Genomic DNA, 19,124 nt, shown 5'->3' with positions numbered 1-19,124 from the left:
TTGTTTACCCAGTTTTCATCCTTCTCCGATTCTATCAGGTATCCAACAGGACATCATCGTATTACTCCTCTTCAAATGCAACTCCCTGATCCTTTAATAAGGATCTCACTTCACGATCCCATTCCTGTTCCAGTGTTTTATCCAATGTAAAGGTCTTTATCGCTGTTCCTGTTATAATATGAAGCTCCTTCTTTTCAAACCTGAGATTTATATATAATCCTCCGATGTCCTCCATGCGAAGCTTACCCCCGGATTGATGTACCAAGTCCTCACATAATTGCCTTGGCAGCTGAAATATTATCTTTAGAGCCAACGGCGTCTTATTGCCCTTAATCATGGAATATGCTATGGAACGTACATCGCTCCATAACACACATCGATCTCCTTTCCGTTCCTCCAATTCCTCGTTTGTAAAAAAATCTTCATTAAATTGCCCTGATATGGAAAAAACGGTAAATGTCTGCAGCTCCATTTCCCGGAGAATAAACTGGTCAAAGGAAGAACTTGCCAAAAGCTTTGCCATAAATAATTTAATGTCGGATATTTTTAATGATATCATAAACGTCTCCTGATTTATCGATTATTTAATTTGTGATACCTTCCAACACTTCTATGGAAGATGGAATAATAAGCTATGTTGTTAGATTGTGTTAAAGCGAAAGCTATTTTCTAAGTATATTAGATTGCTCTCTGATGAACAATAATAACATAAAGATTTCACTCATATCATTTGCCTTCAGGAGGATTATATCATGTATTTTGAACCAACCAAAAAAACTTATTATCGTTTTCCTTCCTCTCACAGTGTACAAGACTTTGATTCAAAATATTATTATCCTGAAAAATCCCATGAATCAGGAGATAGCGCTCATTCTAACAGCAGCTACGGCAGATATGTTCCAAGCCGGGAAAATTACTATGATATCAGATAAGATATCAAAAACAATACCAGTAAATGAGCGGGGTAAAAGATGTAAAAGAAATATTTTGCACTTTTACCCTTTTCTCCGTTATAAAAAGCGATCGGTATCATAGCTAAGGTTGCAAGTACGTTAATATCACCTAATATCGTAAAGGTTACAAGAACTAACGCAAATGTGAGTAATGCTTTACTTCCACGGAACAGATAGAAGGCAACAATGAGTAATATACCGGCAAAGTGATAATCACAACGTAATACCAGCGCTACAATGCAAAATACCAGCGTTAATATTGCATCAATACAGTTGCTAACAAAGACTTGTTTCTTATACTTCTCCTCTACGATACTCATAATATATATTAATAATAATCCTAAGAATAAGGTAAAGAATACATTCTGATGAGTTGTTTCTAATACTGCATTATTAAATGCCAGATCAAATGGAATTTCCGATATAAATGCAAAAATGCCTAACCGTGTTAGATACTTTTTCACATCACTGGTATGATAAAATCCCTCCACAAGTAAAAACACGAATATCGGGAAAGCCAGTCTTCCTATACTCCGCATAACAATATATAAAACTGTATTATGGGGTACAAACACGACGGCTGTGTGGTCAATTAACATGGTTATGATAGCGATTAGTTTTAAGACAAATGAATTCATTTTTAAGCTTCCCTTCTTTATAGAAAATTATATATGCATTCTTTTCTTGAGCTCCGTCTTTATATTATCTCCTTCAAACAAAATAATTGCAGAGAGATTTATTGCACTGGTCGCAACGCAGATTACGGAAGGAAAAAGAACGTTCAAGCCACCAAATATAATGAAAATAATTGGGATAAACCCAAATATTCCATCCAATAAAAAATAAATTATCATATCCCCCACACCAATTTTCAACAGCTTCGCAGTAATCGCTATTATGATCATAGCTGCAAAGCAAATCGAGGGAATCACATAATCCAATGACCAGCCATGCCACCCAATGGAATAATCCCAGAGTACTGATAATAAACTGATCAGAACCACCTGCCACAGTATCGTTTTTGGTATATTATTCTTCTTACGGAGAATAAAGAACATACTTAACCACATACAGGCTATGGCTGCCGCCACCAATAATGACCATCTGGAGTCTCTGGTAAAGATAATATTAACTGCAAAGCTGATAATGATGGCTGCAATGGAGATTAATATCATAACACGGATAAACATATTGAATTCCTGATAGATAGTTGGAATATTCGGAAATACATCCTCCGTGACATCTTCATTATTTTGAATGATACCTCCGCATAATGGACATACCTGATGTTTCCCTTTCAAGGAAACCTTACAATTATCGCAATATAGCATCATATCACTCCTATCATATATCCTTAATATTAGCGGCTACTGCAATCGATACCCCTTCCTTCGTCAGCATACGGAAAAAGTTCTTTTGAATATCCGTACCAGTAAAAGGAGAAGTAAAGCTGACTACCAGGCTTTCTCCGAATGAGCACATGCAAATCTGTGGTCTTCTTACACTGGTAAAGCAATCAAAGAGCTGAATATACGGAGCCAGCTCCTTCGATATCGTCACCTTACCTACATTAGAAATAGATGCTGTTATACCTCTATCACTCAAATAATTGGCAAAGCGTAATACATAATCCTTAAGCACCAATGGAACCACCCGCGTGAACGCATTATGCTCCAAGGCAGATAATCGATTCAGATGCTTTCTCAGCTTTTCCTCTGTCAACTCCCGTTCAAAGGATTCCTTGACGGAAGCAATTACATCCTCCAAGCGGTTAGATTGATTGCCGAAGTGATAGCGGATATTAACAGCCGCAAAGAAATTACGAGCGGTTACAGAGGGAAAAAACGAGCGAAGATTGACAGGAACTGTTAATACAACAGGATATTTCCTTTGTCTGGCAGGCATGTCCTGGTAAATAGCCATAAAAAACAAGGCAGTTAAGTATATCGTAAGCGTTGTATTATATTGATGTGCCAGCTCCAGAACCTGCTTAACGGGCATTTCTCCTTCTATTACCTTCATCCGGTTATCTATGGATCGTCTGCCTGTAATATGATACGCTTTCGTAAGCTTTACTTTATTAATTCTTTTATCCCCGTCGTAATATTTCAGATAACTGTCATCCATTCTCTGTGTAAAAGAGGCATCATAATCCAAGTTTGGAAGCTTCTCGGTAAAATCCGAACTGTGTTTCATCGTAAGATAGTAATAAATCAACGTTTTAAGAAAGCTAAGCGCACCAGTTCCATCCGTAACAGCATGGTACATCTCCAGATTAATTCTATTATGAAAATAGGATACCTCAAATAATAAATTTCTACGGTTTTGGCGGTATAACATACTGCAGGGAAGTTTATTCTCTTCTACTACTTCTGGCTTTAAATCGGTCTGTTCAAAATAGTACCAGAATACACCTCTGCGAAGGATTGTTTGATACATCGGAAATAATGGCAGGGTCTTATCCAATGCAGATTGTAATATCTCTTTATCTACTTCCTCCTTTAATTCACAAACAAATCGAAATACCTTGGTATCAATTTCATTGGTTGTGGGAGGGAAAATTTTCGCGGCATTATCCAGCTTGGCCCATTCGATCGGTTTTCTTTTTCTCATATGTCTCTTACTCCCTTTCCGATGGAATTCTTTTCTCGCCTCATGTTAGTCTTCTATATTATATGTAACGTTTTTATCCAGATATTTCTTCAGGTTAATTACTACTCTCGTTGTTCAAAAACTGATTAATTAATTCATAGCTTCGTTTTACATGTACAAAATGCTTTGGCAGGGAAATAAATCCATGGAGTGCATCCTTCATACGATATACCTCTGCTTCATTTCCAAAAGCATAGAGCTTCTTACCGTATGCTTCTCCTTCATCCCTAAGAGGATCATATTGTGCTGTGATTATCAAGGTTCTGGGTTGGTTTGACAAATCCTTTGATAGGATTGGTGCTAAATAAGGATTTGACAAATCCTCATCACTGCTCTTATATAGATCAATAAAGTCACAAATACGTTTGGTGGTCAGTAAGAAATCCGTTCCATTCTCCCTTACCGATTCATAAGGGGAGGTTTGACTATGATCACTGTCCGTAGATGGATATAATAATATCTGTCTGGAGGGCATAAACTCTCCACGATCTCTTGCCATGATGGAGACTACCGCTGCCAGATTCCCTCCTGCACTATCTCCTATTAATGTAATATTCTTTTTCTCAACACCAAAGGTATCTGCATTTTCAAAAATAGCCTTGGTTACTGCATAACAATCTTCCGGTGCAGTAGGAAACTTATATTCCGGAGCCAAACGGTAATCCACTGATACCACTATATGACCGGTCATATTCGCCATATTCGAGCAAACCGTTGTATAGCTATCAATATTACCGATTACCCAGCCTCCGCCATGAAAAAACACCAGTACCCGATTGTCTGCGTCGCTTTCCGGTGGAAAAAATACCCTCACCGGGATATCGTAATCTCCTACGGATACCTTGTGATCCCACATTTCATATTTCGGTTTTATATATGGATGAGCGACATTCGTCATTTGACGGTGCAGCTTATAATTCTTCTTTACATCCAAATCCGGATAGGACAATGCTTTTAATGCAATTCTCATTGCTTTGTTGATTGCCATAGTTACCCTCCAATTTCATATTTACATTCTATCTAAGATGGATTTAAAAGTCAAACGAAAACCACAGTGTACAACCGAGAATACGACAGGATGGGACCAGGAGATATATCCGCCGCGAAGCCGCTTTCGCTTAGTTGCACTACGTAACGGTACATAAGTCTCTTAAAGTCAGAGCCCAAGTACCGACGAGTGCAAATACTCCGACACTGTCTATGGCTATCTATTAGTACCATTTTGCTTCTGAACATTTCTTGCATATAATTATGACTGAATTGTCTCAGGTATCGATACATGGTGATGTAATATGTTCACAGAGGAACAGCCAACTTTTTCAAGTTGGCTGTTAAGGGGAGGGTAATGAAAAAAATTTATTTGAATTTTACTTGTTATTAGTCGAAGCCAGTTACCGCGATTGCAGCTGTGGCTTCTATCATTATTACATACGAATTGATTTATCAATTTGTTAATGAATTGATTTATCAATTTGCTAACGAATTGATTTATCAATTCGTTTAAACCGATCTTATATTTTTATTATAAGTAGGAAATATGTAAAAGATATTAACGAATAGTGAATTATTTGTGAAGATAAATATGAATATTCTGCATATTCTTCATAATTTTAGTACCAGATTGCTTTGATAATAATAATACTTGCAAAATCAAGAATATACGATACAATAGATATGGCGATTGTTAATAATTTGAAGTATTTAGGAGGTTTTCATGATACAGGCTAGTAACGTAACCCTAAGAATTGGAAAGAAGGCGTTGTTCGAAGATGTAAATATTAAGTTTACCGAGGGCAATTGCTATGGTTTAATCGGTGCAAATGGTGCCGGCAAATCAACCTTTCTTAAAATATTAAACGGACAAATAGAACCTACAAAGGGAGAAATCATCATTACTCCCGGACAGCGCTTATCCTTCCTACAGCAGGATCACTTCAAGTATGACGCATATGAAGTACTTGAAACAGTTATCATGGGTAATAAGCGCCTCTATGATATCATGAAGGAAAAAGATGTTATCTATGCGAAAGAAGACTTTACCGAAGAAGATGGTATCCGTGCAAGTGAATTAGAAGCAGAGTTTGCTTCTATGGACGGCTGGGAAGCAGAAGCAAATGCAGCATCCCTGCTGAATGGTTTAGGAATAGATACAGAGCTTCATTACAAGAAAATGAGTGAACTCAGTGGTAGTGAAAAGGTGAAGGTATTACTTGCCCAGGCTTTATTTGGTAATCCTGATATTCTTCTACTCGATGAGCCTACCAACCATTTAGATTTGGAAGCCATTCGTTGGCTTGAGGAATTCCTGATTAATTTTGAAAATACCGTAATCGTTGTTTCCCATGACCGCTATTTCTTAAATAAAGTATGTACTCATATCGCTGATATTGATTATGCTAAGATCCAGCTTTATGCCGGCAATTACGATTTCTGGTATGAGTCCAGCCAGCTTATGATTAAGCAGATGAAAGAAGCTAACAAGAAGAAAGAAGAGAAAATTAAAGAACTTCAGGAATTCATTCAGCGATTTAGTGCCAATGCCTCCAAATCAAAGCAGGCTACCTCCAGAAAAAGAGCACTGGAGAAGATCGAACTGGATGATATCAGACCTTCCAGCAGAAAATATCCATATATCGATTTCAGACCCAGTCGTGAGATCGGTAACGAGGTGCTTACTGTTGAGAATCTATCAAAAACCATTGATGGTGTGAAGGTCCTCGATAATATCTCCTTTATTGTCGGACGTGAGGATAAGATTGCATTTGTTGGACCCAATACCTTTGCTACAACTACCTTATTCCGTATTCTGGCTGGAGAGCTTGAACCGGATGAAGGCTCCTACAAATGGGGTATTACCACAAACGTATCCTATTTCCCGAAGGACAATACAAAGCTGTTTGAAGGTGACGAAACCATCGTCGATTTTCTGATGCCTTTCTCTCCTGAGAAGGATGTAACCTATGTTCGTGGCTTTATGGGCAGAATGCTATTTGCCGGGGAAGAGGGTTCCAAGAAGGTTAATGTACTATCCGGTGGAGAGCGCGTACGCGTTATGCTTTCTAAGATGATGATTGCAGGCGCCAATGTATTAATTTTGGATGAACCAACCAACCATCTGGATATGGAGTCCATTACCTCATTAAATAATGGATTGATTAAGTTCCCAGGTGTGGCACTATTCACCTCGCAGGATCATCAGTTTATTCAAACTACTGCAAACCGTATCATGGAAATTGCGGGCGGACATTTAATCGATAAGATTACTACTTATGATGAGTATCTTGATAGTGACGAAATGGCAAGAAAAAGACAGGTTATGCTGTTTAATAAGGAAGATGACGAAGATTAATTCTTTACTTAGCTTTGCATAAGGAAAGCACATAAACCATGTAGGCATAAGGGCTGTTCTTATATCATCCGGGATACCGAGAAGTACCGGATCATATTGGAACAGCCCTTTGTACTTATCCTCCATAACACTATTTGAAAGTCTGCAACATAATGAACGATTTCGAATACAATAAATAGAGAACATAAATAAAGGAGAATATACTGTGCCATTTATTAATAATATCACAATTGAATTATCAAAATCCGATTACGTTCCAGTAATCAAGGATTCCGCAATTTCATATGGCGGCAATCAGATGTGGTTTTCTAAGGACAATTGGTATAGTAAGGACTCTATTCTTCATAACTACGGATGCGGTACTATCGCAACCGCAGATATGTTCCTATATCTGGCTTTGCATAACCATAGATTTCGAAATCCTGAAACTGAGATTGCTCTTGCTGGCACCAATAAAATTGAGTATAAGAATTATGATGCCTATGTGAGAAGCATTAATGACCGATATACCAATACCAAAAGAGTTATAGCTGTTCTAGGCCCCAAGTTAGCCAATGCCATAAACACGTATTGTGATGTTCATTCATACAATTTTCGGGCTTATTGGAAACTGAAGTTATCCTATTATGATATGTATGACATGATAGAAGAAATGCTTCGGCGGGATATTCCTGTAATACTGTCAATTGGTCCAAACACACCGAATTTGTGGGGAAAGAAAGGCATTCCATTTTATGAACGCTGTGAAATAGATTATGTGGAAACAGATTCGCAAAAGATGGACGGTATGAAACCTTATTATTATAAAGCCGTTAAGCAGAATGTGAATGGGCATTATATCATGGTTACCGGTATCATAAAGGATGATGTCACCGGCCAGATTATGCTTCGAATCTCATCCTGGGGAAAGCAATATTATATCAATTACGAAGAATACCGGGATTATATAGAAAACGCAAGCGGTACCTTCACCTCTAGCCTGGTATATGTGAAACCGACCTCTGTTCTTTAGCGACTAATGTAACGTTATGCAGTATAACTTAGTGAAACGGTCTGTTGCAATAATGTATCAGCAAGGATATTACTTACCATCCCTGCCTTTGTATTATGCAACAGACCCTTATCTTGCCTGGTTTAAATCTTACGAAACTTCTGGTATCGGTCTTCTAACAGCTCCTCCACCGATTTCTGAAGCAAATCCTGTAGGTCCGCTTCTATGACTGCCTTGATGTTATCCGCCATCCTATCATGATCATTGTGTGCACCACCCTGTGGCTCCGGAATAATACCATCTATGATTCCGTATTGATATAAATCCTGAGCAGTTAGCTTCATATCGGTTGCAGCCTGCTCTGCTTTACCGGAATCCTTATATAAGATACTTGCAAAGCCTTCCGGTGACAGGATTGCGTAGATCGAATGCTCCAGCATATATACCTTATCTGCCACACCAAGAGCAAGAGCTCCACCGCTACCTCCCTCAGAGATTACAATTGATATGATTGGTGTTTTTAACATCATCATTTCCGCAAGGTTCGTTGCAATAGCTTCTCCCTGTCCTCTTTCTTCTGCACCTAATCCACAAAAAGCCCCCGGTGTATCAATAAAGCATATAATAGGTCTATGAAATTTCTCCGCCTGTTTCATCAGGCGTAATGCTTTACGATATCCCTCAGGATGAGGCATGGAAAAGTTTCTCGCAATATTTTCTTTCGTGTTTCTTCCTTTTTGCTGTGCAATTACCGTTACAGGAATACTTCCGAAGAATGCGATCCCTCCTACGATTGCTCGGTCCTCTCCATAATATCGGTCGCCATGTAATTCCAGAAAATTTTCAAATATACGGTTGATATAATCGAGACCTGTAGGTCTTAATGGCATTCGTGCTAATTTTACTTTCTCCCACGGTGTAATATCCATAACAGCCTCCATCCGCCTAACTTGCAGGCAATCAATTTCTGATTATTCTGCTGAACCCTGATGAGCCGTAGAATGCAAACGAATAATATTCCCTAAGGTTTGCTTCAGCTGATCCCTGGAAACAATCTGATCAACAAAGCCATGTTCCAGCAAAAATTCTGCTCGCTGAAAGCCTTCCGGAAGCTTCTGCCCAATGGTTTGCTCAATTACTCTGGGACCGGCAAATCCAATTAAAGCACCTGGTTCAGCCAGGATGATGTCTCCAAGCATCGCAAAGCTGGCAGTCACTCCGCCCGTCGTAGGATCTGTCAATACGGTCACATACAATAGCCCTGCTTCACTGTGCTTTGCCACCGCTGCACTAACCTTTGCCATCTGCATAAGCGAAAATATTCCCTCCTGCATACGAGCGCCACCGGAAGCAGTAAATACAATAACTGGTAACCTTTCCTTCGTTGCTCTTTCAAACAACCTGGTTAATTTCTCACCGATTACTGTTCCCATACTTCCCATAAAAAAGGCAGAGTCCATTACTCCAAGCATCACCGGAAGTCCGTCTATCTTCCCCTTACCCGTAACGATACCATCCACAAGACCTGTCTGGGTTTGTGTCCTAATTAACTTATCACCGTAACCAGGGAATTGTAATGGATCCTTTGTAGTAATATGCGCATCTAATTCAAATAATTCGCCTTCATCCAGTATCATAGCAAACCGCTCATTTGCTGAAACCTTAAAGTTATAGCCACATTCATCACAACGCTTAAAATTCTTTAATAGTAATTTTGTATATATAACTTTACCGCACTTCGGGCACTTGGTCATAATACCCTGTGGTACATTCGGGCGTTCTTCCTCCGTACGTTCAATATCCTGAGGTCTAGCACGATAAATCTTCGATGTAGCATATTTCTTAGATTTAAATGGGTTTCTATTCATAGCTCTACTTACCCTCAATTAGTCCAGTATGATAGTTTCCGGTAATAATCTCTTCTCGTTCCAGAAGCTCATATTGATACTCGATATTCGTCTGAATTCCGTCAATAATTAGCTCCGATAAGGCACGCTTCATACGCTGAATCGCTTCATCTCTGTCTCTTCCATAGGCAATTACTTTAGCCAGCATGGAATCATAACAGGGAGGTATCACATACCCTGGATATAGTGCACTATCTACACGGACTCCAAAGCCTCCCGGAAACAACACATTTTCCACGCGTCCGGGACAGGGCATAAACCCTTTTGAGGGATCCTCTGCATTGATTCTGCATTCAATGGCATGGCCTTTAAATATTATGTCCTCTTGTCGATAGGGCATCCTCTCTCCACTGGCAATTCGAAGCTGCTCCTTGATCATATCGATCCCAGTTACCATCTCGGTTACAGGATGCTCGACCTGAATACGGGTATTCATTTCCATAAAATAATAGTTACCATCTCGATCCAATAGAAATTCAATGGTTCCGGCATTGACATAGCCAGTAGCTTGTGCTGCCCTAACGGCTGCCATACCCATCTTATCTCGAAGCTCAGGAGACATAACCGCCGATGGCGACTCTTCCATCATTTTCTGATTACGACGTTGTACGGAGCAGTCTCTTTCTCCAAGGTGTACTACATTGCCATAGCTATCAGCAAGTATTTGAACCTCTATATGTTTCGGGTTAATAATTAGTTTTTCCATATATAACTTATCATCACCAAAAGCCGCCTTTGCTTCTGCCTTCGCTGATGTAAATAGCTTTTCTAAATCTTCCGGGTTATAGACTGCTCTCATTCCCTTACCGCCGCCTCCAGCAGATGCCTTCAGCATAACCGGATAGCCAATTTTATTCGCAAGCTCAAGGGCTTCCTTTGCGGTCTCTACTTCCCCATCGGAACCAGGAATTACAGGTACTCCGGCATTTTTCATAGTTTCTTTTGCCTTGGATTTGTTACCCAGTAAGTCAATGGTATCCGCCTTGGGACCGATAAAGGTAATATTACAATCCTCGCACATTCTGGCAAAGGAACTATTTTCAGATAAAAATCCAAATCCTGGATGGATTGCGGTTGCTCCAGTAAGTACGGTTGCACTTATGATATTCTGCATATTCAGATAGCTGTCCTTTGATTTAGCCGGACCAATACATACCGCTTCATCTGCTAACATTACATGAAGTGCTTCTTTATCCGCTTCGGAATAAACTGCCACTGTCTCAATGTCCATTTCCCTACAGGCACGGATGATTCTGACTGCGATTTCTCCTCTATTTGCAATTAGTATTTTCTTAAACATCGCAATTCTCCTTAATCTATATCCGATAATCGATTTACTTATTCAATAGCAAAGGTAAGTGTAGCCTCAACAGCGACCTGATCGTCTACATAAGCGATAGCTGTTCCAACACCAAAATTACCTTTGCTTTTACTGATCTCCACCTTCAGTGTTAATACATCTCCGGGAAGCACCTGACGCTTGAACCTTACCTTATCCATTCCCCCGAATAGTACTATTTTACCTTCATTTCCTTCTACCGTGAGCATACAGATTGCTCCCACTTGAGCCAGGGATTCCAGAATGATGACGCCGGGCATGACTGCTTTTCCGGGAAAATGTCCCTGAAAATATGGTTCATTCATTGTAACACATTTCTTGCCAGTAGCTCGTATTCCTGGCTCCAGTTCCTCTACACGGTCAACTAGCAAAAAAGGTGGTCTATGAGGAAGTATTTTTTGTATCTCATCTATATTTAACATACGAACAGTCATTCCTTTCTTCAATTCCTGCCTTACACTGCTTTGTAGCAGGCTGAGTTCATCAGTATTTCTTATTTAATCAGGAACAATGGTTGACCAAACTCTACCATATCCTCATTGTTTACCAATACCTTAACAATTTCACCATCATATTCGCTTTCAATCTCATTCATCAGCTTCATTGCCTCGATAATGCAAATTGTCTGTCCTTTCTTTACTTTATCACCAACCTTAACAAAGGGTGGCTTATCCGGTGATGGCTGTGCATAAAAGGTTCCAACCATGGGAGATACCAATTTCTTGCCGGTGAACTCTTCTGATTTTTCTGCTACCGTGCTTCCACCTGATTCAGAGGTTGTATTTGCTTCCACTGGCTGCTGTCCTACCGGTGCAGCTACCGCTGAATTTACTGTTACCTGCGGTAATGCTGGCTGTGCCACAGTAACAAGCGTATTTGATTTTTCCATGCAAATGCGTACACCCTCTTGTTCTATCTCAAGCTTTGTCAGATCAGTACGATTCATTTCCTTCATCAAATTAAGAATAACCTTATAGTCCACGTTTATACCTCCACGTCCTTAAATATCAAAGTAACATTATGCCCACCAAAACCAAGAGAATTGGACATAGTGTAATTAAGCTTTGCCTTGCGTCCAACATTCGGTACGTAATCCAAATCGCATTCCTCATCCGGTACCTGATATCCTATGGTAGCCGGTATAAAGCTCTTTTCCATAGCTTTGATGCATGCAATTGCTTCCACTGCACCAGCAGCTCCCAGCAAATGTCCAATCATGGACTTCGTCGAGCTAATCGGTATATTGTAAGCAACTTCACCCATAGCGGTCTTGATTGCTGCCGTCTCTGTACGATCATTCGGTGGTGTACTTGTTCCATGAGCATTGATGTAGGAAATCTCTTTCGATGTAATACCCGCTTCCTCCATTGCCAGCGTCATGGCAGCTGCTCCGCCATCCCCTTCCGGAATCGGTGATGTGATGTGATATGCATCACAGGTTGCACCATATCCTACTACTTCTGCATAGATTTTCGCTCCGCGCGCTACGGCATGCTCATACTGCTCCAGTACCAGTACACCGGCTCCTTCTCCTATTACAAAACCATCCCTTTCCTTGTCAAAAGGTATGGATGCTCTCTTAGGATCTTTGCTGGTTGATAATGCTGTCAGCGATGAAAAGCCTGCCACTGCCAAAGGCGTAATAGAGCTCTCCGTTCCTCCTGCAAGAATGATATCCGAATATCCATGCTTAATACTGCGGAAAGCCTCTCCAATACAATGTCCACCGGTGGCACAGGCCGTTACAATATTGGTGCATACTCCTCTTGCACCATATTTAATCGCTATATTTCCTGCTGCCATATTCGTGATAATCATCGGAATAAACAATGGATTAACACGCTTTGGGCCTTTATCGAACAATGTCTTTGCTTCTTTTTCAATATTATCAATGCCACCAATACCGGAACCAACGATTACACCGAAGCGATCCCGATTCACCTTATCCAAATCAATACCAGAATCCTCGATTGCTTCCTTTGCTGCAGCTACAGCAAATTGAGAAAAGCGGTCCATTCTTCTGGCATCCTTGGCATCCATATAATTCTTCGGATCAAAATCTTTGACCTGAGCTGCTATTTTTACAGCGAATGCTTCTGTGTCAAAGGAGTTAATAAAATCCACTCCACATGTGCCGGCCATTGCATTATTAAAAAACTCTTCAACTGAATTACCGATTGGAGTGATTGCACCCATTCCGGTAACAACTACTCTATGATTCATTTTTACCTCCATTCTACATCACCATACCACCGTCAACCTGAAGAACTTGACCGGTGATATAGTTTGCTGCATCCGATGCTAAAAAGCTAACTGCGCTCGCAACTTCATCTACTTTTCCATAACGTTTTAATGGAATACTGGCTAGTGATGCTTCTTTAACTTTCTCTGATAATTGCTCCGTCATATCGGTTTCAATAAAACCTGGCGCAATGGCATTGACAGTAATACCACGGGACCCGAGTTCCTTAGCCACTGCCTTCGTCAAACCAATCAAACCAGCTTTCGAGGCAGCATAATTGGCCTGACCCACATTACCCGCAATTCCAATAACTGATGATATATTAATTATTTTTCCACTTCTCTGCTTTAGCATAACAGTTGAAACATGTTTTGTACAGAGGAATGCTCCTTTAAGATTAATATCAATCACATTCATAAAATCGGCTTCTGTCATCTTTAGAATTAGATTATCCTTGGTGATTCCTGCATTATTAACCAAGATATCTATTCTTCCATATTGCTTGATTGCTTCCTCAACCAGCCTTTTAACATCCGTCTCACTGCTGATATCTGCCTGAACTGCTATGGCATCGCCTCCTGCATTCCTGATGGTTGACAGTAGCTCTTCTACTTGATTAATACTGCTTCGATAGTTCAGTACAACCTTCGCACCATATTCTGCAAATTGTAAAGCAATTGCTCTTCCAATTCCTCTCCCTGCTCCGGTTACCACCGCAATCTTTCCATTTAGCATATTATAATTCCTCTCTATATTCCAGACTTAAGGGCTGAGACCGTTGCCTCCAGGGAAGCCATATCTTCAACATTATAAATCCCAAGTCCGCGTTCTATCTTTCTTACAAAGCCGGATAAGGTTTTACCCGGTCCGATTTCAACAAAGTTACGTACACCCATTTGAAGCATTCTGCGGATTGACTGTTCCCATAATACACTGCTCATAACCTGTTGATACAATAAGTTTTTAACCTCATCACTTTGACTCACGATATCTGCATTTACATTGCAAACCAGAGGTATTGCCAGCGTACCAAGTTTCATCGGCTCCAACTCATTTCGTAATTTGTCCGCTGCTGGTTTTAGCATTGAGGTATGAAAGGGTGCACTTACCGACAAATCAATCGCTTTCATTGCTCCTTTTTCCTTAGTCAGGCGTGCAGCTTCATCCACTGCTTGTATCTCGCCTCCAATCACTATCTGTCCTGGGCAGTTAAAGTTCGCAGGCTCTACAATTCCCAGAGCACTTGCTTCTGTACAGGCTTCTCTTACCTTATCCTCCGATAATCCCAGGATCGCACTCATCTTTCCAATACCTTGTGGAACCGCTTCCTGCATATATTGTCCTCTTTTTCTCACAAGTGGAACCACTTGCTCCAGAGTGAATACTCCACTTGCTGTTAAGGCAGAATATTCTCCAAGACTAAGTCCTGCAACTACATCCGGAATAATACCATACTCCGTTATGGCACGATACGCAGCAATTGATGTGGTAACAACTGCAGGCTGTGTATTCTCTGTTAAATCCAGGTCTTCTTTACGTCCCTGAAAGATCAGATTAGTAAGATCCATATGAAGAGCATTGCTTGCTTCCTCAAAGGTTTTCTTACAGACAGGAAAGAAATCATAAAGCTCTTTTCCCATTCCAATATATTGAGCCCCTTGGCCTGCAAAAATAAAAGCTGTCTTAATCATAGTTCCCCCGTTCCAGAATACTTTAGATATAGCTTAGTTCCCTTTCATTTCTCTATCATTAAATGTTTCTTCCATCTTACTTATCTTAGTAAGGTAGGGGTCTGTTGCAAAATGTATTAACCAGGATTATGTCTTACGATAATCCATTGTCGAAAGCAAGCCATATTCCCGAATACTTCATTTTACAACATCCCTTTTCCTTCTGATTTTCTTTATGCTTCTTCACTTCTCTTATTCAAATATTCTTCAATGTCACCAATTGTATTGATGTTCTCTGTATCCTCAGTAGGAATTTCAATACCGAATTCTTCCTCTAATGACATTATGATTTGGAATAGATCTAAGGAATCTGCATTTAAATCATCCTTTAAGGATGTTTCCTTTGTCAGCTCAGCGACATCAACGCCTAACTGTTCTGCAACTACCTCTTTAATTTTGTCGAAATCCATAATATGATCCTCCTTAAGATAATTTCGTTACAGGAGGACATGCCTCCCTAACCTATTTTATAATGAAATATTTTCTTAGTATTGGGAAGCAGCCTTCCCTATCATGTTTCTATATTCAAGGGTAACACCCAAAACATGTGAATTTAATTCCATTCAACCAGAATGGCTCCACTTGTCATACCTGCGCCAAATCCGACAAGTATAACCTTGTCACCGGATTGCAGCAGGTTCTTTTCCACCATTTCATCCAATGCAATTCCAATGGTTGCTGCTGATGTATTGGCATATCGATCTATATTGATAAAGAACTTATCAATCGTAATCCCTGAGGTTCTGGCTGCATGCTCAATTATTCTGCAATTTGCCTGATGTGTAACAATATATTTAATATCCTCTTCCCTCAAGGATGCTTTCTCCAGTACAACCTTAATATGATCCGTAATGCTACGAACTGCGAACTTAAAGACCTCCTGCCCCTTCATGGAAATAGTCGGCTTATAATCATCCTTTCGTGGAATATACGGATTAGTTAATTCAAATGCGGGAAGACATAAGTAATCCTGTTTACTTCCGTCACTCACCAGATGAACTGCCATGACTCCATTATTGACATCGGAAGCCTGCATTACCACCGCTCCGGCACCGTCTCCGAATAACACACAGGTTGATCGATCAGTCCAATCCAGTGCCTTTGATATTGTTTCCGCTCCGATTATCATAATATTCTTATACATTCCACTTTCAATGAACGCAGTAGCGGATGCCATCCCATAGATCAATCCCGTACACGCGGCAGTCAGATCAAAGGCAGCAGCATTCGCTGCTCCAAGCCGTTCCTGAACAATGCAGGCTACGGAAGGCATAAAAGAATCCGGAGTGATAGTAGCACAGATTATTAAATCCAGTTCCCTGGCTTCTATATTGGCATTTTGCAGTGCTTTATTTGCAGCCTTATATGCCAAGTCCGATGTATTCTCACCAGTGGATATCCTTCTGGCCCTTATACCCGTCCGGGATGCAATCCATTCGTCGCTGGTATCCACCAGCTTTGCCATATCATCATTTGTCATTATATTTTCAGGTACATAACTTCCAGTACCAATGATTATCGCATGTCTCATCTAGGAGTCCTCCTCACTTTTTGCAAACTATCCGAGCCAGGTTACTACATATTCATGTCTATCACAGAGCGTTTAGCAATCGCCTGGAAGCAAATAGTCTCAATAACGTCTTATTCTTTATTCAGATAGATATCCTTAAGGTGATAATTTAACTTTCTAAGGGCTGTCAGCAGCACTTCTTCCTCTTGTTCATTAAAATCCAGCATAATGGCCTTTACCATATCCAAATGGAATTTCTCATGGATACGATATGCCAGCTTCCCCCGCTTGGTTAAGCTCACATTCACAATGCGTCGATCCGTATTACTACGGCTTCGTTCTACATAACCCTTCTTAATCAGTTTATCAATGGCTATTGTTAATGTTCCCATCGTAATCTCCAGTGCTGTTGCCACCTCGGACATGGTTTTAGAACCATATAGACCAATTGCCTCTATGGTATGAATTTCGGTTATCGATAAATCACGGAATGAGCCCTGCTTTATCGAATATTCTTCTATATGCATAATGTCATCGTAAACCTCTACGAGCATCTTGTTAATTTCAATCAGTTTATCATTCATGTGCTTCTCTCCTAAGCATATGCTTTGCATTGCAAATATTTTGATAATCAAAATATAAATGAAAGCAGTATAAATGTCAAGTTAAATTTTTCATTTAGTTACCGAGGGACGGATAAGAGGGCTCGTTTGCGGGAGGTGTAGGCAGTACCATAAAACACGCTCTATTTTCGGGAGTTTCTGCATTCGTCTATTACGTTTCGCTCCTCCTTAATAATTGCGTCAGTCGCTCGCGAAACGAACTAGTATGCAGAAACTCTCTCGAAAATAGGCTAATTGTTTTACGGTACTGCCTACACCTCCCTATGAATGAGCCCTCTTATCCTGTCTGTGGCTTAATGAATTGATAAAAACAATTGATCTACCAGCTATGAGCGGGGATTTGTAGTTTTTATTGTCTTAATAAAGATAATATAAATATGACATGCAGGTGTCATATTTATTATGGTATGATAAGGTAAGAATAGATAAAAGGATTGCATGATGAACGGAACCAGAGGATCTGCTATATTTCTAATTCGAAATGATGCCTTATTAATTCTGGTTTCTTAACAGAGTAGGAGGAAACATATGTCAAGACCAAAAAATAAAGAAGCATTAATATTAGCTGCAAGAACATATTATGAAAAATTACTCGGTTTGATAGAAAATAGAACTGAGAATGAGAAAAAGATCAGCTATGACTTTGCTGCCGATGAAAAGAAAAAGGAAGCACACTGGAATCGCGATAAAAATCTTAGAGATGTACTGATGCACTTGAATGAATGGCATCTACTGCTCTTGAATTGGATTAAAAATCGGGAGGATGGAAGCAGTAAGCCGTTTCTGATGGAGGGATATAACTGGAAAACATATGGAGATATGAATATGGTTTTCTATCATCGTAACCAGAATATTTCTGAGGAAGAAGCCCTTGATAGATTTAAGAATTCTCATAAAAAAGTAATGGAAGCGCTTGACACATTCTCCCAGGAGGAATTATTTACGAATACTTATTATCCTTGGGTAGGCGGCAGTTGTATTGGCAGTTATTTCATTAGTGTAACAAGTAGTCATTACGATTGGGCGATAAAGAAAATAAAAGCACATCAGAAGAATTGTATACATTAACAGCTGATACACATGATAACGAAGGCACTCACAAAGGTTGATTTTGAAAGGAGTAGTAGTGATGGCATTTGATTATAAGAAAGAATACAAAGAGTTCTATATGCCGAGTAATAAACCTGAGATTGTAAATGTTCCAAAAGCAAATTATATTGCTGTTCGTGGCAAGGGAGATCCGAATAAAGAGGGCGGCGCATATCAGCAAGCGGTAGGTATTCTATATGCGATAGCATATACTTTGAAGATGAGTAACAAGACCGGTTATAAAATGGAAGGATACTTCGAATATGTTGTACCACCTCTTGAAGGTTTCTGGTGGCAAGACGGTGTATGTGGCGTAGATTATAGGAACAAGGATGCATTTAACTGGATCTCGGTAATAAGGCTTCCTGACTTTGTGAAGAAGGAAGATTTAGATAGGGCAGTAGAAACTGCATCCACTAAAAAGAAAATGGACTGTAGTAGTGCAGAGTTTCTTGAAGTGGAGGAAGGACTTTGTGTCCAGATCATGCATAATGGTCCGTTTGATAATGAACCGGCAACAGTGGCTCTGATGGATGCGTACCTTCATGAAAATGGATATAGGAAAGATATTAATGACAAAAGACTCCATCACGAGATCTATTTAACAGATGCCAGAAGGGTTGCTCCTGAAAAATGGAGAACCGTAATCAGACATCCCATTAAGAAATTGGAAGATTGTATTTAATAATGATCTTGCTTCAGTAAGAATAAGGGGATGTTTCATAATGTATCAGCGGGG

Annotated in this window: 19 protein-coding genes and 1 pseudogene; 5 read left to right on the top strand and 15 right to left on the bottom strand. The window is 39.9% G+C overall.

Translation table 11 applies throughout. From position 1 onward, the window contains the following. Positions 1 to 61 precede the first annotated feature (61 nt). On the bottom strand, positions 62 to 559 hold the full coding sequence (locus H0486_RS05295; protein ID WP_228352004.1) for a DUF5721 family protein: 498 nt from the start codon (positions 557 to 559) through the stop codon (positions 62 to 64). A gap of 193 nt (positions 560 to 752) precedes the next feature. Here H0486_RS05295 and H0486_RS05290 point away from each other — a divergent pair, with 193 nt between their 5' ends. Further along, entirely contained in the window at positions 753 to 932 is a 180-nt protein-coding gene (locus H0486_RS05290; protein WP_228352003.1) for a hypothetical protein, read from the top strand. Here the strand turns inward: H0486_RS05290 and H0486_RS05285 are convergent. The 4 genes from H0486_RS05285 to H0486_RS05270 all read right to left on the bottom strand — a co-directional run bounded on the left by H0486_RS05285 (position 917) and on the right by H0486_RS05270 (position 4,593). Next, complete coding sequence (locus H0486_RS05285) at positions 917 to 1,591, bottom strand: TraX family protein (protein WP_228352002.1); 675 nt, start codon at positions 1,589 to 1,591, stop codon at positions 917 to 919. The genes H0486_RS05290 and H0486_RS05285 overlap by 16 nt on opposite strands. Positions 1,592 to 1,618: 27 nt before the next feature. Continuing rightward, a complete protein-coding gene (locus tag H0486_RS05280; protein WP_228352001.1) occupies positions 1,619 to 2,284 on the bottom strand; it encodes a DUF6320 domain-containing protein in 666 nt (221 codons plus the stop codon). A gap of 13 nt (positions 2,285 to 2,297) precedes the next feature. Beyond that, positions 2,298 to 3,566: a hypothetical protein gene (locus tag H0486_RS05275; RefSeq protein ID WP_228352000.1), complete on the bottom strand. Its 1,269-nt coding sequence runs from the start codon at positions 3,564 to 3,566 to the stop codon at positions 2,298 to 2,300. 94 nt (positions 3,567 to 3,660) lie between these two features. Further along, a complete protein-coding gene (locus H0486_RS05270; RefSeq protein ID WP_228351999.1) occupies positions 3,661 to 4,593 on the bottom strand; it encodes an alpha/beta hydrolase in 933 nt (310 codons plus the stop codon). Positions 4,594 to 5,319: 726 nt separating this feature from the next. Between H0486_RS05270 and H0486_RS05265 the strand changes: the two genes are divergently transcribed. Further along, on the top strand, positions 5,320 to 6,954 hold the full coding sequence (locus tag H0486_RS05265) for an ABC-F family ATP-binding cassette domain-containing protein (RefSeq protein ID WP_228351998.1): 1,635 nt from the start codon (positions 5,320 to 5,322) through the stop codon (positions 6,952 to 6,954). A gap of 205 nt (positions 6,955 to 7,159) precedes the next feature. Then, positions 7,160 to 7,966, top strand: coding sequence for a hypothetical protein (locus H0486_RS05260; RefSeq protein ID WP_228351997.1), 807 nt, complete (start codon positions 7,160 to 7,162; stop codon positions 7,964 to 7,966). A gap of 122 nt (positions 7,967 to 8,088) precedes the next feature. Here the strand turns inward: H0486_RS05260 and H0486_RS18740 are convergent. The 10 genes and pseudogenes from H0486_RS18740 to H0486_RS05205 form a co-directional block, all read right to left on the bottom strand. Continuing rightward, a pseudogene (locus H0486_RS18740) lies at positions 8,089 to 9,813 on the bottom strand (acetyl-CoA carboxylase carboxyltransferase subunit alpha). A gap of 4 nt (positions 9,814 to 9,817) precedes the next feature. After that, on the bottom strand, positions 9,818 to 11,152 hold the full coding sequence (locus H0486_RS05245) for an acetyl-CoA carboxylase biotin carboxylase subunit (RefSeq protein ID WP_228351994.1): 1,335 nt from the start codon (positions 11,150 to 11,152) through the stop codon (positions 9,818 to 9,820). 38 nt (positions 11,153 to 11,190) lie between these two features. After that, positions 11,191 to 11,613: a 3-hydroxyacyl-ACP dehydratase FabZ gene (gene fabZ, locus H0486_RS05240; RefSeq protein ID WP_228351993.1), complete on the bottom strand. Its 423-nt coding sequence runs from the start codon at positions 11,611 to 11,613 to the stop codon at positions 11,191 to 11,193. Positions 11,614 to 11,684: 71 nt separating this feature from the next. Beyond that, on the bottom strand, positions 11,685 to 12,173 hold the full coding sequence (gene accB / locus H0486_RS05235; RefSeq protein ID WP_228351992.1) for an acetyl-CoA carboxylase biotin carboxyl carrier protein: 489 nt from the start codon (positions 12,171 to 12,173) through the stop codon (positions 11,685 to 11,687). A 2-nt stretch (positions 12,174 to 12,175) separates the two neighbouring features. Beyond that, positions 12,176 to 13,414 carry a beta-ketoacyl-ACP synthase II gene (gene fabF, locus H0486_RS05230; protein WP_228351991.1) on the bottom strand — a complete coding sequence of 413 codons (1,239 nt, stop codon included), beginning with the start codon at positions 13,412 to 13,414 and terminating at the stop codon, positions 12,176 to 12,178. Positions 13,415 to 13,427: 13 nt separating this feature from the next. Then, positions 13,428 to 14,168: a 3-oxoacyl-[acyl-carrier-protein] reductase gene (gene fabG, locus H0486_RS05225; protein ID WP_228351990.1), complete on the bottom strand. Its 741-nt coding sequence runs from the start codon at positions 14,166 to 14,168 to the stop codon at positions 13,428 to 13,430. Positions 14,169 to 14,182: 14 nt separating this feature from the next. After that, entirely contained in the window at positions 14,183 to 15,124 is a 942-nt protein-coding gene (gene fabD, locus H0486_RS05220; protein WP_228351989.1) for an ACP S-malonyltransferase, read from the bottom strand. 212 nt (positions 15,125 to 15,336) lie between these two features. Beyond that, on the bottom strand, positions 15,337 to 15,573 hold the full coding sequence (gene acpP, locus H0486_RS05215; protein WP_228351988.1) for an acyl carrier protein: 237 nt from the start codon (positions 15,571 to 15,573) through the stop codon (positions 15,337 to 15,339). Positions 15,574 to 15,716: 143 nt separating this feature from the next. After that, positions 15,717 to 16,694 (bottom strand): beta-ketoacyl-ACP synthase III, encoded by a 978-nt coding sequence (locus H0486_RS05210; RefSeq protein ID WP_228351987.1) that lies wholly within the window; start codon positions 16,692 to 16,694, stop codon positions 15,717 to 15,719. 110 nt (positions 16,695 to 16,804) lie between these two features. After that, positions 16,805 to 17,257: a MarR family winged helix-turn-helix transcriptional regulator gene (locus H0486_RS05205; RefSeq protein ID WP_228351986.1), complete on the bottom strand. Its 453-nt coding sequence runs from the start codon at positions 17,255 to 17,257 to the stop codon at positions 16,805 to 16,807. A gap of 567 nt (positions 17,258 to 17,824) precedes the next feature. Here H0486_RS05205 and H0486_RS05200 point away from each other — a divergent pair. Both H0486_RS05200 and H0486_RS05195 read left to right on the top strand, forming a co-directional pair. Continuing rightward, a complete protein-coding gene (locus tag H0486_RS05200; protein WP_228351985.1) occupies positions 17,825 to 18,364 on the top strand; it encodes a ClbS/DfsB family four-helix bundle protein in 540 nt (179 codons plus the stop codon). Positions 18,365 to 18,425: 61 nt separating this feature from the next. After that, positions 18,426 to 19,070 (top strand): GyrI-like domain-containing protein, encoded by a 645-nt coding sequence (locus tag H0486_RS05195; RefSeq protein WP_228351984.1) that lies wholly within the window; start codon positions 18,426 to 18,428, stop codon positions 19,068 to 19,070. Positions 19,071 to 19,124 lie beyond the last annotated feature (54 nt).

Source organism: Variimorphobacter saccharofermentans, assembly GCF_014174405.1.
Lineage (GTDB): Bacteria > Bacillota > Clostridia > Lachnospirales > Lachnospiraceae > Mobilitalea > Mobilitalea saccharofermentans.
The sequence above is the reverse complement of the archived record's forward strand: the minus strand, read 5'-3'. Positions and strand labels throughout refer to the sequence as shown.

Coding starts and splice junctions, on each gene's coding strand:
- H0486_RS05295 (WP_228352004.1), bottom strand. CDS start 559: ATGATATCATTAAAAATATCCGACATTAAATTATTTATGGCAAAGCTT.
- H0486_RS05290 (WP_228352003.1), top strand. CDS start 753: ATGTATTTTGAACCAACCAAAAAAACTTATTATCGTTTTCCTTCCTCT.
- H0486_RS05285 (WP_228352002.1), bottom strand. CDS start 1,591: ATGAATTCATTTGTCTTAAAACTAATCGCTATCATAACCATGTTAATT.
- H0486_RS05280 (WP_228352001.1), bottom strand. CDS start 2,284: ATGCTATATTGCGATAATTGTAAGGTTTCCTTGAAAGGGAAACATCAG.
- H0486_RS05275 (WP_228352000.1), bottom strand. CDS start 3,566: ATGAGAAAAAGAAAACCGATCGAATGGGCCAAGCTGGATAATGCCGCG.
- H0486_RS05270 (WP_228351999.1), bottom strand. CDS start 4,593: ATGGCAATCAACAAAGCAATGAGAATTGCATTAAAAGCATTGTCCTAT.
- H0486_RS05265 (WP_228351998.1), top strand. CDS start 5,320: ATGATACAGGCTAGTAACGTAACCCTAAGAATTGGAAAGAAGGCGTTG.
- H0486_RS05245 (WP_228351994.1), bottom strand. CDS start 11,152: ATGTTTAAGAAAATACTAATTGCAAATAGAGGAGAAATCGCAGTCAGA.
- fabZ (WP_228351993.1), bottom strand. CDS start 11,613: ATGTTAAATATAGATGAGATACAAAAAATACTTCCTCATAGACCACCT.
- fabF (WP_228351991.1), bottom strand. CDS start 13,414: ATGAATCATAGAGTAGTTGTTACCGGAATGGGTGCAATCACTCCAATC.
- fabG (WP_228351990.1), bottom strand. CDS start 14,168: ATGCTAAATGGAAAGATTGCGGTGGTAACCGGAGCAGGGAGAGGAATT.
- fabD (WP_228351989.1), bottom strand. CDS start 15,124: ATGATTAAGACAGCTTTTATTTTTGCAGGCCAAGGGGCTCAATATATT.
- acpP (WP_228351988.1), bottom strand. CDS start 15,573: ATGGATTTCGACAAAATTAAAGAGGTAGTTGCAGAACAGTTAGGCGTT.
- H0486_RS05210 (WP_228351987.1), bottom strand. CDS start 16,694: ATGAGACATGCGATAATCATTGGTACTGGAAGTTATGTACCTGAAAAT.
- H0486_RS05205 (WP_228351986.1), bottom strand. CDS start 17,257: ATGAATGATAAACTGATTGAAATTAACAAGATGCTCGTAGAGGTTTAC.
- H0486_RS05200 (WP_228351985.1), top strand. CDS start 17,825: ATGTCAAGACCAAAAAATAAAGAAGCATTAATATTAGCTGCAAGAACA.
- H0486_RS05195 (WP_228351984.1), top strand. CDS start 18,426: ATGGCATTTGATTATAAGAAAGAATACAAAGAGTTCTATATGCCGAGT.